This window comes from Pseudomonas quercus (assembly GCF_012033695.1).
In the GTDB taxonomy this organism is placed as follows: Bacteria; Pseudomonadota; Gammaproteobacteria; order Pseudomonadales; family Pseudomonadaceae; genus Aquipseudomonas; species Aquipseudomonas quercus.
In genome coordinates this window covers 281518-295822 of the sequence record NZ_JAAVJI010000004.1, presented here as the reverse complement: position 1 = coordinate 295822, position 14305 = coordinate 281518, and the positions used below count along the sequence as shown (strand labels likewise).

The window sequence follows — 14305 nt, the reverse complement described above, 5'->3', positions numbered from 1 at the left end:
GGGGCGAAGGGTCTATAGACAACCCAGGCTGTTCATTCGACCTGCTTGGCCTGGCGCGAGATCATCACATCCCCTACACAGGGCCACCGAGGCGAGTGTAGATCGGAGGCGTCGTGTACCGACATGTCTAACTCAACCTCCGTATCCCCTATTTCCCATACCCAGCCCAATAATTGTTTGGAAGCGCCTTCCGGGGAACACAACGGCATGTTCTTGAGCGGCGGTCGGCCTTTATTGCCTTCGATACGGGCTCGGACAGTGAGGCTTTCGGACTCTTCGTCGAACTCGCCTACCTGAGTGATCACGACCCGAAGCGGCTCGCTGCGCAATAACCGCCTCAATGCCACAGGGAACGCCTCTAAAGGGGGCACCGGCTGGTTTTCAACATCTTTGGGTATCCAATGGTCGAACGCCACTTTGCGCATGGGGTATCGGCGATGTTCGACGGAGCCCTTCCACTCCAGTGCGCCTGCAACATATTCAAGGTCTTCATCGCGAATCAGCATGGCCGCATCCCCCGGCACCCAATAAAACTGTTGGTCTGGGGCGATTTCGCGGTCCACAAGAGCATCTTTCTCAAGGTCTAGCGTCACGCACGTATCACCGTCGTCGGTCAATTGCTGCCACCAAGTCCCTTCGTAAAAGCGCGGAGGATTGGACTTCATATCGAGGGGGTGAGTAGTCCAGAATAAAAGCTGGCACCGGTAATCTGGCATCAAAACAAGCAAGTGATAGCGGCGGAAACACGCGCTCAGGTAAAAGCCTGGCAGGGTACTACCGGACAATGGACCGATTACTTCAGACGCCGCCTGAAACTGGATGTCGAAGGGTTCAGGCAGCGCTTCTGACAGTACGCCAGGAGACGGGTAATCAAAATTGGACGCGGTTTGGGCTATTTCAAACTGCGTTTCAAACACGCTCAACGCCTCTTCACGCGCGTAGAGCGTGACCACATCTTTAAGGGTCTGGTCCAAGGTGTATATCTGGCCAGGTTCCAGCTGCCCTGCTCGCGCCTTTGCACGCTCCAGGTCCTCGGGCGGAATGAGCTCGTCCAGCCAGTAAGCCTCAGTGAGCGCTGTGTTGAAAAATTCCACAAAGCTTTCAGCCACAACCCATACATCGCGCTCGAAAATATCAATCGCTGATACGGTTTCTTCGCCTGTGTCATCCTGGCGGTAATACAGCAAGATACCCAGTGGCGTCATCAGAAAGGGAATGCGCTGCACTCCATCGTCCGAGTTGGAAAGCCATTTGTTCAACACAGGCTCCCAAGGCGCAGGGTCTACTAGGCTGTGTATGAAATGTTCTGACGCGAAGGTCAGGCAAGGCGAAAACAGGCGAGGAAGCGGAGTTTACTGGTTGTAAATGAGCATTCCGAGCCTGTTTTCAACGCAGCATCACCGAGTGTCAGGACTTTTCATACATGGCCTAGCCAAAGGCGCAATTCGCCATAGTAACCAAGACCATGGGTTTGCCAGAGTTCAAGCAAGGCTGGAGGTACTAGCGAGGCGTAGCGCTCAAGCCACTCAGCGCCCGGCCGAATGTTACTTGGATGAGGTGGGTGCGCCTGGGTAAACACACTTAGCTGAACAGATGTGTACATAATTGGACTCTTTTAAAACAGATAAAGTGTTGAGCACTGGGGACTGCTAAAGGGCCATTGACCCCGCTGATCTTGCCTAGGAATATATCAAAACCTGATCCCCTTGGGGATACTTCAATCAACTTCCACAATGTCAGCCATATATACACAAAGGTATACCCCGCCACTCACCCTGCACAGTAGGCCGATGTTGCTAAACGCTAAATATCTGCAAAGCTGTACGGCTCAAGCTCGGTCAGCTGCGATAGCAACATCAAATGCTCCACTGCTTTTACTTTTTGTAAATGATCAAATGTATCAGGCCCGCCAAGAATCAATGCAGGCGCGAAGCCGTACATCTCATCAGGTTTCAAGACGCCAAGCTTTTTTTTCGCCCGCTTGAACATACCTTCAAAATCATTTCCTTCCTTATTTAGAGATAGAATAAAATTTTGCACCGACCTATCCATCGCTTCGTCAGAGTTCCCAAACTCAAGAATAGAACATCTTGAAAACATACTAGTTATCTTAACTGAAGGCCCTGTTTTTTCACCCCACAAATACAAGTCACCGAAAGCCCCGCGCGCAATCAGATGATAGGTGTCACGCGCTTCGAGCTTTGTGCCCTCAATCCACGATGCAACCACTCCCTCATAATCGCGCGGGTCGACGAACCATAAAAGGCCGTCACCGTACCCACTCCAGCCGTGTTCCGCCCAGTATTCCAGCAAGCGCTTGGGGAGTTTGCCTTTATAGTGCTCAATGCTTTCTGCCGGTACTACCTGATGGTGTGTCGGCTGGCCGAGTTTCTCAATGAAAACAGCGAAAGCTTCGTCCATTTGGCACCTTTTATAAAAATGTGAATCTATACAGCCTTAAACATCCGGAAAATTATAGGGTTCTAGCTCCGCAAACTGCGAAAGTATCATCAGGTGTTCCACTGCCTTCAACTTTTCAAGGTTATCAAATTTTTCTGACCCACCAAGCATAAGCGCAGGAACAAACCCATACATTTCGTCATGCTTTAAAGCACCAAGTTTTTTTCTAGCGCGCCTGAACATATTCTCAAAATCGTTATCTTCCACTTCCTGAGATAGCAAAAATACTTCTGCCTCTTCATCCATTTGCTCATCAGTAATTCCAGGATCATCGATATCGTATCGGGCATATACACTTACTATAGTGACGCATGCACCTGTTTTTTCTCCCCACAGGTACAAATCGCCAAACGCACTACGCGCAATAAGGTGGTAGGTATCATTCGCCTCAAGCGCCGTGCCTGCGAGCCACGACTGCACTACTGGTTCGTAATCTTGCGGATTCACGATCCAAAATAGCCCGTCACCGAACCCGCACCACCCATGCTTTGCCCAATACTCCAGCCAACGGTTAGGGAGCTTTCCTTTATAGTGCTCAATACTGGACCCTGGAACCTTCACAGGGTCAGTGATGCCACCGAATCGTTCCAGGAATATATCAAAAGCGTCATCCATTCAGGTGCACTCCCCAAACAATCGTGAAACCTTATCCATGATGGCGCGCAAATAGAATTTTCAACTATAGACAACCTTAAAGAATCTATTTTATCTACGCTTAAAGATCCGAAAAACTGTAGGGCTCAAGCTCGGAAATTTGCGATAGCAGCATGAGATGCTCGACCGACTTTAGCTTCTCCAAATGGTCGAGCGTATCTGGACCACCAAGCATTAAAGCTGGAGCAAATCCGTACATTTCATCATGCTTTAGAGCACCCAATTTTTTCTTTGCACGTTTAAACATACCATCCAGATCGTTATACTCCAATTCATTGGCCAACAAGAAATTTTGTAACATCTTATCCATGTCTTCACCGTCGCTACATATATCATGTATAAGGCACCTAGAAAAAACACTGTCGATTTTGATAGAAGGACCCGTTTTTTCTCCCCAGAGATAGAGCGCACCAAAGGCGCCTCTAGCTATTAAGTGATAAGAGTCACGATGCCCAAACGCTGTGCCTTCAAGCCAAGATGCTACTACCCCTTCATATTCTTCTGGATTCACAATCCAAAAAATACCTTCTCCATAGCCACACCAACCATGCTCCGCCCAATAGGTGAGCAACTGATTTGGTAATTTTCCTTTATACCGCTCAATGCTTTCTGCCGGCACGGCCTGGTGGTTTATAGGCTGACCAAACACCTCTATAAAAATAGAAAAAACCTCGTCCATTGCAGACCTCAAACAAAAAGTCGAAATCTATAAAACCCTAAACATCCGGAAAATTATATGGCTCTAGCTCCGCAAGTTGCGAAAGTATCATCAGGTGTTCAACTGCTTTGACTTTTTTCAAATTCTCAAATGTGTCTGACCCTCCTAGCATGACCGCAGGAACGAAGCCGTACATTTCATCGTGTTGAAGCATTCCAAGCCTTTTTCTTGCACGATCAAACATATTGTCAAGATCATTGTACTCCACCTCAGTTGTCAACAAGAAGCCGTGCACTTCTCTGTCCATGGTATCCTCGCTGATGGTGAAGTCTTGAATAGAGCAACGCGAATACACGCTGACTATTGTGACAGATGGGCCAGTTCTTTCTCCCCATAGATATAATTGCCCAAAGGCACTACGTGCTATGACGTGATACTTGTCACGATTCTCCAGCTCTGTTCCCTCTAACCAGGCAGCAACTACACCCTCGTAATCTTGAGGATTTACAATCCAGAAAATCCCATTGCCGTAACCGCACCAACCATGTTCAGCCCAATATTCAAGCCAAAGTTTTGGCAGCTTTCCTTGATAACGTTCAATGGCGGATGCGGGGACGTCAACTCGATCAATAACGTTACCGAGCTTCTCTATAAACCTAGCAAAAACTTTATCCATTAATTTTTCCTCTGGATCTTGGGCATCTACGTAATCTTACGTTCATCATAGTTGAACCTTGCACTGCTTTTGGAACAGACTCTGCAGCTTCCCGAATCCCTTGAATCTTACCTCTCCATTGCGCACCGATGCTCGAATTTACACGCCGATCCCCAAATCCGCCTATTACATCATTTCCACCTGCGCTAAGATCCGGATTGTGTAGGCCTGCAACCTGAGACATTACCTGCCTTGCTTTTTCCTTAGCTGCGGCTTCTGCGTCAAACGGATCCATTCCTTTTGAAAACTCTCGATAAAATCGTGACTCAAGATCGTTACTAAATCGGCTTCTCGCCGCCTTCGCTGCAGCCCTACTTCGTTTTACTGGATTAGCAATATTCTTCAGATACTCCTCGACAGTAAGTTGATTCAAACCATTCTGTTGGCCTTTTAATTGCTTCCGAAACTCCTCCCATTTGGAAGCTGGCAACCTACCTGCTTCAAAACAATGCACCTCATGCAACGGCATCGCATTCGCCCTGCCCTTGAGCGCCTCTTTTTCCTTGTCCGCCGCATGCTTGGGCCGTGGCTCTGGCGCTTCTGGCGATACCACGCTGCGGCGGGGTTCGGGGGCTTTGAGGTCGGGGTGTTGCTTCAGGGCGTCTTCGTGCTTGACCATCCATTGCCCGAGGGAGGCGCCCCGCTCGCTGCGGCGCATGTCGCTGGCCAGCACCTGCGCGGTGCCGCGGCCTCGGGTGAAGTAGGCCACCATGGCACCGAGCAGTAGCACCACCACCGCTTCGTGAGACTGGGCGATGTCCACGGCGCCTTGCTGGGCGGCCATTTCGTCGTTGGAGAAGGAGCCCAGTGGGTTGCCGTTGCGCTCTTTGGGGCCTTGCCAGGCGATGCGAGCGCCCCTCAGGTAGCCCATCACAATCGGCTTGAGTTCGTCGGTGAAGAACTCCGCCAATGACGCCAGCCCCAGAATGCTCAGCAGCCAGGTGCCGGCGTGCATGCCGAGCAGCGCCCCGGCCATGGCACCGGGCGCTGCGCCTACGCCGCCGGCCATAGCGCCCAGCCCGCCACCCACGGCGCCGCCGGTGAGCGCGCTGCCCACGATGATCATCGCCATGTCGGTGACCACGCCCATGAGGTCTGCCAGGATGCTGCGAATATCCAGGTCACTGAAGCGCTTGAGCAGGCTGGCACCGGCTTGCTGTTCGGCCAGGTCACAGGCGCGCCGTACACATTGGATACGCCGGTTTATCAAGCCCAGGCTTGGCATGGACAGCATGCTGAGGGCGCTGATGGGGCTGGTGTTGCCGCTGCGTTCGCTCATGGCCCGCTGGCCGAACAGGCGTTCGGCCCAGGCCTGGATATCCAGCCAGCTAGGTCGGGGATTCCATAAAGGCATTCATCGCTCCTGCGGTGAGGGAAGCGGGAAAACTAACCGCTGAGCTGCCCCCTGTCAAAAGCGGATCCGAACCCGGCGGTTCTACTGCCCGCTTTAACCGCGCCAACCTCAAGGAGTATGGGTCATGGCGCGCAGGGTGCCATCGGCTTTCATGGCGGCGATGGCCCGGTTGAAGCCTTGCACGATTTTCTCGTGGTCGGGGTTCTTCAGGCTGACCAGAATGCGCAGGTCCGGCTCTGCCAAGGGCACGGGCATGGGTTCTACCTGGTACTGCAAGGGCACGGCCTGCTGCCCCAACACGTAGCGCCCCACCCGCTCGTCTTCAATGGCCAGGTCCACGCGGCCAGCCACCAGCATTTCCAGGCCCATGGCAAAGTTTCGAACCGGCACCTTGTGCAGGTGCTCATCCTGGGTGAAGGCTGGGCTATAGGCGTAACCCCGGCTCACGGCAATGGAGTAGTCCTGCAGCGCCGCCAGGTCACGATCGAAATGAATATCGGCCCCGCGCTTGCGCCAGAACAGGATGCGGTTGAGGAGATAACCATCGGAGTACTGGCCGATCTGGGTACGGGCAGGGTCGTACCACACGGTTACCAGCACGTCATAGCGCCCGTCACCCAGGCCCTGGATGGCCCGTGCCCAGGGGACCTGCTGGAACTCGCTGGCGAAGCCGGCACGCGCCAGGGCAGCCGTGACGATGGCGGTGGCGATGCCGCTGTCTGGTAGCAGTGAGTCTACGTACGGCGGCCAGCGGTCTGCCGCCAGCCGCAGTGTGGTGGCACCACTGCCGGGTGCTATCGCCAGTAGCACCAGTAGGGTTACGCCCCGTAATAAACCTTGCATGCACTCCCTCGCCTACCTTGGCCAGCCAATCGCCGAAAACGCCCCTGCCGACGATAGGCTTCACCGCGTGCGCTGACCAGCCCTTGGGGAAGAAATAGTGCCCAATGGCAGTGCTGGCCATCACACATCGCACCACGCGTGCACCACGTTTGCTTTCCGGCGCCAGGGTGGGTTCAATGGTCATATGGACCCCCAGGTACCCTAAACCCCCTGGGGTCGCTCTAAAGGAAGCCACTATGACCGCACGAGCCGTAATCAACGCCTCCATCAGCCCCAAAGGCAGCCTGGAAACCCTGTCACAGCGTGAAGTGCATCAACTGAGCGAAGCCGGGTCCGGCAGCATCTATACGCTGTTCCGGCAATGCGCCCTGGCCATTCTCAACACTGGCGCCCATGTGGACAACGCCAAGACGATTCTGGATGCCTACAAAGACTTCGAAGTCCGCATCCACCAGCAAGACCGCGGTGTGCGCCTTGAGCTGCTCAATGCACCGGCTGATGCCTTCGTAGATGGCGAAATGCTCGCCAGCACCCGGGAAATGCTGTTCAGCGCCCTGCGCGACATTGTGTACACCAAGAGCGAGCTGGACAGCCAGCGCATCGACCTGAGCAACTCCGTAGGCATCACGGACTACGTGTTCCACCTGCTGCGCAACGCCCGCACCTTGCGCGCAGGTGTGGAGCCGAAAATGGTGGTGTGCTGGGGTGGCCACTCCATCAATACCGATGAATACAAGTACACCAAGAAGGTGGGCCACGAGTTGGGCCTGCGCAAGCTGGACGTGTGCACCGGCTGCGGCCCTGGCGTGATGAAGGGCCCCATGAAGGGGGCGACCATTGCCCATGCCAAGCAACGGCTTACCGGTGGGCGCTACCTGGGCTTGACCGAACCGGGCATCATCGCTGCCGAAGCGCCCAACCCTATCGTCAATGAGCTGGTGATTCTGCCGGACATCGAAAAGCGCCTGGAAGCCTTTGTGCGCGTCGGCCACGGCATTATCGTGTTTCCCGGTGGCGCCGGCACGGCCGAAGAGCTGTTGTACCTGCTGGGCATTCTCATGCACCCCGACAACCGCGAACTGCCCTTCCCGCTGCTACTTACCGGCCCTCACAGTGCAGCGCCCTACTTCGAGCAATTGCATGCCTTTATTGGCGCTACGCTGGGGGCTGAAGCCCAGGCGCTGTACAGCATCGTGATCGACGACCCCGCCGAAGTAGCCCGGCAGATGGCCCAGGGCCTGAAGGCGGTGAAGCTGTTCCGCCGCGAGCGCAACGACGCGTTCCACTTCAACTGGCTGCTACGGATCGAGGAAAGCTTCCAGCGGCCCTTCGAGCCTACCCATGAGAACATGGCAGCCCTGGAACTGAACCGGAGCATTGCGCCTCATCACCTGGCGGCCAACCTGCGCCGTGCGTTCTCCGGCATTGTGGCCGGCAACGTGAAGGCGCAAGGCATTCGCTTGATCGAGGCACACGGGCCTTACGAGATCCATGGGGACCCGTCCATTCTGCAGCCCCTGGACCACCTTCTGCGCGCCTTCGTGGCACAGCACCGGATGAAGTTGCCGGGCGGCGACGCTTACGTGCCTTGCTACCGCGTGGTGCAATAACCCCTGCCTTTGGCGCCTTGTGCATTCAGGGCGCCTCCTCACCTTCGGAACACCCCCATGATTTCAATACGGCCCATGCGGCCTGAGGATTTCCCTGCGTTCTGGCCCACCTTCCAGGCGGTGATTCAGGCCCAGGAAACCTACGCTTACGACCCGTCACTGACCCAGGCCCAGGCCCACGCACTGTGGCTGGACTACCCCCTGCACACCTTGGTGGCCGAGGAAGACGGCGTGCTGCTGGGCAGCTATTACCTCAAGGCAAACGCGGCAGGCCCTGGCAACCACGTCTGCAACTGTGGCTACATGGTGACCGAGGCGGCGCGTGGGCGTGGGGTGGCGCGGCTGATGTGCGAGCACTCCCAGCGCCTGGCCCGCGACAGCGGGTTTCTGGCCATGCAGTTCAATTCGGTGGTAGCGGTCAATGAAGTGGCCGTAGGCCTTTGGAAAAAGCTGGGGTTCGAGGAAGTGGGCCGGTTGCCCAAAGCCTTCCGGCACGCTCGCCAGGGCCTGGTGGATTGCCTGGTGATGTACAAGTGGCTGGAAACCGAACCCCGTGTGCCCCTGATCGGCCGCAAGAACATCGAGTCGGTTGTCTCCCGCCCGCGCCGCCGCTAAGCCTATCCCCTCAGCAGTTTGGCCCCCTCCATGCGTCGGCGCCCTGTGCCGGTGCGCTTTAGTTTACCCAGCGTTTGCCGATGTGTAGGGCCATCGGCAGGCGGTGCCTGTGCGTTCTCTCTCGCGTACGAAAAGGGTAAACCAACATGGGCTTCATCAATAACGCCAAGCTGGCCACCAAGTTGCTCGCGGCCTTCCTGCTGTGCGCGCTGCTGACCCTGGCCATCGGGATCATCGGGGGGCGCGGTATCGGCCAGGTGAGTGACAACCTGGACAGCGTGTTTTCCAACAACGTGGTGTCGATCCTGAACGTCACCAAGGTACGTAGCAACCTGACTGCGCAGAACCGCGACCTGTACCGCTATGTGTCCCTGGTCGCAGCCAACGCCAGCCCGGAAGCACGCCGCGAGCTGATTACCTCCATGAACACCAGCCGGGATGACGCCTGGAAGGCGTTTATGACCTACCGCACCACGCCTATGTCCGATGACGAACGTGCTGCTGCCGATCCGTTACAGCAGACAGACTGGGCTGCCCTTCAGGCCCAAGTGGACAAAGCCGTCACTGTGATCGATTCCGGTGACATCAATGCTGCACGCGCGGTGCTCAATGGGCCGCTGCTGGACAGCTACCGCCGCGTGTTGGGTGAAGTCACCACCATCACGGATTCGAACACACGTCAGATCGATGAGGCTGCCAAAGACTCACGGCAAACGTCGGCGCAAGCGACCTACCTGCTGCTGGGCGGCATTGTCGTAGCCTTTGTGCTGGCCATTCTGCTGGGCCTTGTAATTACCCGCTCTATCGCTCGGCCTATCGCGGTAGCGGTAACGACAGCCCGGCGCGTGGCGGACGGCGACCTTACCGTCCCTATCCAGGCTGACCGCAAGGACGAAATCGGCATGCTGCTCACAGCCTTGGGCGGTATGCAGACCAACCTGAAAACCACTATCGAAGAAATTGCCCGTGCGTCTGACCAGTTGGCGTCGGCGGCCGAAGAGCTGAGCGCAGTTACTGACGAAAGCACCCGTGGCCTCACCCGCCAGAACGACGAAATTCAGCAAGCGGCAACTGCCGTTACCGAAATGACCAGCGCGGTGGAAGAAGTGGCGCGCAACGCCGTGTCTACCTCCGAAGCCTCGCGCAGCACCAGTGAAGCTGCCGAGACAGGCCGCAACCAGGTGCAGCAGGCCGTAGGTGCCATCAACGGCATGGCGCGCGAACTCAATGACTCTACTGCCACCGTACAGACCCTGGCCGATCAGGTACGCAATATTGGTAACGTGGTGGACGTGATTCGCGGCATTGCCGAGCAGACTAACCTGCTGGCGCTCAACGCCGCCATTGAAGCTGCCCGCGCCGGCGAACAGGGCCGCGGCTTTGCGGTGGTCGCGGACGAAGTACGGGCACTGGCGGCCCGCACCCAGACCTCGACGGGTGAAATCGAAACCATGATCGCCACGGTACAGGCCACGGCGGATAAAGCCGTGCACGCCATGGGCAACAGCCAGTCGCTGGCACAGAACACCCAGCAACTGGCCGAAGCGGCGGACCAAGCCCTGGAACATATCACCGTGGCGGTGGCTGGCATCAACGAGCGTAACCTGGTGATCGCCAGCGCCGCTGAAGAGCAGGCTCAGGTGGCCCGTGAGGTGGACCGCAACCTGGTGAACATCCAGGACCTGTCCAGCCAGACCGCCGCGGGCGCCAACCAGACCAACGCCTCCAGCCAGGACCTCTCCCGGCTGGCGGTGTCGTTCACCCAAATGGTGGCAAGGTTCAAGGTGTAATCAGGCACTGTTGGACCGGGCGCAGCCCGTGAACCGCTCAGCGCTGATGCTTCAGAAGGCCAGCGTCAGCCCCAGGTTCACCCCTTGCTGCACGTTGCCATTGCTGCCCCGCCAGTTGTAGGCACCGCTAACGGCCAAGCCTGGCGCCAACTGGTGGTGCAGGCCCAGGCTGGCACGGTTCAGGTCACGCTCGGGGCTGTACCCTTGCAGGGTAAAGCTGTTGGCGGGCAGGCTACGCAGCGCCAGGGTCAGCTGTTGCGCATCGTCATTGAGTTCGCGTTCATGGGCCACCTCGCCGAACACGGTGGTGGCACTGGACAAGGTGCGGCTGGCTTTCAGCCCCACCCCCAGGCGCTTGGAGTCCCGGCGTTGGTCGTCAATGTCCAGTGCAGTGGCGCGGTCTGACCGCTCTGAATACCCGTCCACCTTCACGCTGGCGTAGTCCGCGCTCAGGAAGGGCGACACTTGCCAGGGGCTGCCCGGCTGCATCAACTGAATGCCGAGCCGCCCGCTCAAGGCCCAGAGGTCCCCTTGGCTGTCGCCTTTTTCCGACCGTTTGCTTACGCCCAGGTCGAACGTGCGCTTGAGGTTGTCGTAATCCAGGCTGCCTGCTGTGACGGCCAGGTCTGCCCACCACCGGCCTTGCTGGTATTGCGCGAAGGCGGTGCCCAGGTAGCTGTCCAGGCTGTAGTCCGAATCTGCCACGCCAGCTTCCATCTGCTGGCGGTAGTACCCCCCGGCCAAGCCCAGGCGCCAGGCCTCGCTCAGCCGGTAGCTGCCGCCCACCGTCAGCGCATAGCCGTGGCCATCCCCCTTGGCGCCGCCGTGCTGGTCATCGAAGGAAACCTGCTGCCCACCGGTATCAAGCATGGCCTGCCACTGGCCCACCGGCTGCCAGGCTTGCTGCCATTGGTTGCGCAGGGCGTCCTGGTGGCTGCGTAGGCTGCCGTGGGCCATTTCCGGCAACAGGGTCAGCTCCCAGGGCGCGGACAGAATGGAATAGCCATAGTCGGCAATCAGCCTCTGGCCGGTGGTGGTGGGGTGCACTTTGTCGTTGAACAGCAGTTTGCTGGCATCGGGGTTGGTGCCGTTCTGGCCGTATTTCGCGCTTTCCTTGCATTGGTCGCCATTGAAGCAAGCAGCTACCAAGTTCACATCAGTCGCCAAGCCATAACGGGCGGGGTCGGCTACCACTTCCGAAAGCAGCTGGGGGACATTGAGGGGAATGATCTGGGCGTCGATCTGGGCCAACTGGGTGACCAGCGCCTGGTTGAACACCTTGGACAGGGCTGAAACACCGGCCTGCCGAGGGTCGCCATCGAAGAACGGCGTAAGGCCCAGGTCTGGGAGCAGCCATACCATCATGTATTTCGCGCCGGCCTGCTGAAGGGCGGCCGCGCTGCTGGCCAGCTGGCCTGCCGCCACAACCGCCGTGGCCGGTGACGTGACCTGCTGCTGCAGGAAATCGTTGCCACCCCCGGTGATGTAGTACAAGGCCTTGGGGTCGGCGCGGTTGCCGTTGGCCAGGTAACCAGGGCGGGTGCGCAACGTGAGGCCGGGGACTTCCACGGTGGACTGGCCGGTGATGGAGTCCAGAATCTGGTCTGTGCGGTAGCCCCCTACCGCCCAGTTGTTGCCGTCTGGCAGGCCGATCGCGGCATTGATCGGTGAGGTGGAAGCGCCCAGGTCTAGGGAATCGATGCCCAGCCGGTTGCCCAATAACGTGGGAGACACCGCACCATAAATCCCGCCCTCTCGGTTGGTAAAGCGCGTGCTAGCACCTTGAGGGCCGGCCGGGTCCGGAAACTGGCCCGCATCGCTTAGGCTGTCACCGAACACGATCATGGTGGAATAAGGCGAAGGGTTTGCCGAGGCAGGCAAGGTTGCCATGCCCACAGCAAAAGCAATGGCAGAAGCCAGCAAGGTCTTTTTATTCATGCAGGTATCGTCCTTGTAGTGTTATTGATACGAGCGTGGACGATAGTACTAATTTTGGAGGATTTACACCCTTGTGAAGCCAATAAGCAGCATTTTGTATCTGATTGAATAGCTTTAGCTTACGAAAGCGACCATTCCTGCACCGGCAAGTACTGGCCTTTTCGGGACTCGAACAGCGCAAAGTGCGTGCCCGTCAGCCAAAACTCAGGGGGCTCGACAGCCTCGGGCGCCGGGTTGCGAAAATCCCGCGCCAAGGTCAGGTGGGGGCGATAGCCCTGCAGTTCCGGCGTTAGGCCCAAGGGCTGCATAGCCTGCTGCAGGTCGTAGGCCAGGCGCAGCAAAGGGGCAGGCGGCTGGTCTGCAGTCAGCGCTAGCACCGATGAGCGGTGCCAGGCTTCCAGTGTGTCCAGCACTACCCTGAGTGGCCGGGTTGGCCGCGTCACGGAATCGGCCGCCGCCACTACAGCGGGTAGCAACTCGACACTTACATCGCCGAGAAACAGCAATGTGATGTGAAAGTTGGCCGCAGGCACTCGCCGCGCATTGCCTAGGTTCAGGCTGTTGCGCCAGCGAGCGATGGCCTTGGCCTGCGGGCCTGGGAACGCCATGGCGAAGAACAGCCGTTTAAAAGGCTGCCCCGGTGGCCGCGCGTACACGCTCATAGAACGGCTTGGCGAAGCGCGCCCTCAGGCGCCCATGTCGAAGGTTTCAGGGTCTGGGCCCAGGCGCTGATTGTCTTCCAGGCGTGCGATCTGCTCCCGGTCCTGGGCGTCCAGCTCCAATTCCAGCACGTCGAAGTTGGCGGCGATACGCTCCGGCGTTACGGATTTAGGGATCACGATCACCCCGTTATCCAAATGCCAGCGCAGCGTGACCTGGGCCGCCGTCTTGCCATATTTGGCAGCAATGGCTTGCAGCACCGGGTCGTCAGCCACCTTGCCCTGGGCCAGCGGGCTCCAGGCTTCAGTATGAATGCCCAACTTTTCGTGCACTGCGCGCAGATCAGCGCGCTGGAAGTACGGGTGCATCTCGACCTGGTTCACGGAGGGGGTAACGCCCGTTTCGTCAATCAAACGCTGCAGGTGGTTAGGGTTGAAGTTGGACACACCAATGGACAGCGCACGCCCTTCGTCACGCAAAGCGATCAAGGTTTTCCAGGTGTCCAGGTACTCATCTTTCTGCGGCAACGGCCAATGGATCAGCAGCAGGTCTACATAGTCCAGCTTCAGCCGGTCCAGGCTGCGCAACGCCGCTTCACGGGAAGGCTGGGCGCCTTGGTCGGCGTTCCAGACCTTAGTGGTCACAAAGTAGGTTTCGCGTGGCAGCCCGGCGTCTTCAAGGCCTTGGCCTACGCCGGTTTCGTTGTTGTAGATAGAGGCCGTGTCGATGGCGCGGTAGCCGGTTTCGAAGGCGGTGCGCACAGCCTGGCGCGCCTGGTCGTCGGTGGCTTTCCACACGCCCAGCCCCAGTTGAGGCATCATTTTGTCGTCATTGAGGGTGACGTAAGGGACGGATTTGTTCATAGGGGCTCCTTCACGAAATAAACAGGCACTGGGTTAACGACAGCGCCAACCCCGCCCGGGTTCGAACATTCACCGCCCGCCGCCAGGTTGCGAAACCATGGTTTTGACACCACACTCAGGCTTTCCGTAGTTCGGTGTGCCGCCT

13 protein-coding genes are annotated in these 14305 nt (G+C 57.6%); 3 read left to right on the top strand and 10 right to left on the bottom strand.

Annotated elements, in window-relative coordinates:
* Window positions 1-32: 32 nt before the first annotated feature.
* The 7 genes from HBH25_RS10105 to HBH25_RS10070 all read right to left on the bottom strand — a co-directional run bounded on the left by HBH25_RS10105 (window position 33) and on the right by HBH25_RS10070 (window position 6684).
* Complete coding sequence (locus HBH25_RS10105; protein WP_168083781.1) at window positions 33-1259, bottom strand: hypothetical protein; 1227 nt, start codon at window positions 1257-1259, stop codon at window positions 33-35.
* Window positions 1260-1803: 544 nt separating this feature from the next.
* Window positions 1804-2421 carry a GAD-like domain-containing protein gene (locus tag HBH25_RS10095; RefSeq protein WP_168083779.1) on the bottom strand — a complete coding sequence of 206 codons (618 nt, stop codon included), beginning with the start codon at window positions 2419-2421 and terminating at the stop codon, window positions 1804-1806.
* Window positions 2422-2457: 36 nt separating this feature from the next.
* A complete protein-coding gene (locus HBH25_RS10090) occupies window positions 2458-3075 on the bottom strand; it encodes a GAD-like domain-containing protein (protein ID WP_168083778.1) in 618 nt (205 codons plus the stop codon).
* A gap of 100 nt (window positions 3076-3175) precedes the next feature.
* The gene (locus HBH25_RS10085; protein WP_168083777.1) at window positions 3176-3793 is read right to left on the bottom strand and encodes a GAD-like domain-containing protein; all 618 of its coding nucleotides are present in this window, start codon (window positions 3791-3793) and stop codon (window positions 3176-3178) included.
* A 37-nt stretch (window positions 3794-3830) separates the two neighbouring features.
* Complete coding sequence (locus tag HBH25_RS10080) at window positions 3831-4448, bottom strand: GAD-like domain-containing protein (protein WP_168083776.1); 618 nt, start codon at window positions 4446-4448, stop codon at window positions 3831-3833.
* Window positions 4441-5841 carry a DUF6861 domain-containing protein gene (locus tag HBH25_RS10075; RefSeq protein ID WP_168083775.1) on the bottom strand — a complete coding sequence of 467 codons (1401 nt, stop codon included), beginning with the start codon at window positions 5839-5841 and terminating at the stop codon, window positions 4441-4443. Before HBH25_RS10075 ends, HBH25_RS10080 begins: the two co-directional genes overlap by 8 nt.
* Window positions 5842-5949: 108 nt before the next feature.
* Window positions 5950-6684, bottom strand: a complete 735-nt coding sequence (locus tag HBH25_RS10070; RefSeq protein ID WP_168083774.1) for a substrate-binding periplasmic protein — start codon at window positions 6682-6684, stop codon at window positions 5950-5952.
* A gap of 236 nt (window positions 6685-6920) precedes the next feature.
* On the opposite strand from HBH25_RS10070, the gene ppnN reads away from it, so the two are divergent.
* The 3 genes from ppnN to HBH25_RS10055 all read left to right on the top strand — a co-directional run bounded on the left by ppnN (window position 6921) and on the right by HBH25_RS10055 (window position 10699).
* Entirely contained in the window at window positions 6921-8294 is a 1374-nt protein-coding gene (ppnN, locus tag HBH25_RS10065) for a nucleotide 5'-monophosphate nucleosidase PpnN (RefSeq protein ID WP_168083773.1), read from the top strand.
* Between the two features lie 57 nt (window positions 8295-8351).
* Window positions 8352-8909 carry a GNAT family N-acetyltransferase gene (locus HBH25_RS10060; RefSeq protein ID WP_168083772.1) on the top strand — a complete coding sequence of 186 codons (558 nt, stop codon included), beginning with the start codon at window positions 8352-8354 and terminating at the stop codon, window positions 8907-8909.
* A 146-nt stretch (window positions 8910-9055) separates the two neighbouring features.
* Window positions 9056-10699 (top strand): methyl-accepting chemotaxis protein, encoded by a 1644-nt coding sequence (locus HBH25_RS10055; protein WP_168083771.1) that lies wholly within the window; start codon window positions 9056-9058, stop codon window positions 10697-10699.
* A 51-nt stretch (window positions 10700-10750) separates the two neighbouring features.
* Here the strand turns inward: HBH25_RS10055 and estP are convergent, their stop codons facing one another.
* The 3 genes from estP to HBH25_RS10040 all read right to left on the bottom strand — a co-directional run bounded on the left by estP (window position 10751) and on the right by HBH25_RS10040 (window position 14160).
* Window positions 10751-12637 carry an esterase EstP gene (estP, locus tag HBH25_RS10050; RefSeq protein ID WP_168083770.1) on the bottom strand — a complete coding sequence of 629 codons (1887 nt, stop codon included), beginning with the start codon at window positions 12635-12637 and terminating at the stop codon, window positions 10751-10753.
* A 119-nt stretch (window positions 12638-12756) separates the two neighbouring features.
* A complete protein-coding gene (thpR, locus tag HBH25_RS10045) occupies window positions 12757-13299 on the bottom strand; it encodes an RNA 2',3'-cyclic phosphodiesterase (protein WP_168083769.1) in 543 nt (180 codons plus the stop codon).
* A gap of 24 nt (window positions 13300-13323) precedes the next feature.
* A complete protein-coding gene (locus tag HBH25_RS10040) occupies window positions 13324-14160 on the bottom strand; it encodes an aldo/keto reductase (RefSeq protein ID WP_168083768.1) in 837 nt (278 codons plus the stop codon).
* Window positions 14161-14305 lie beyond the last annotated feature (145 nt).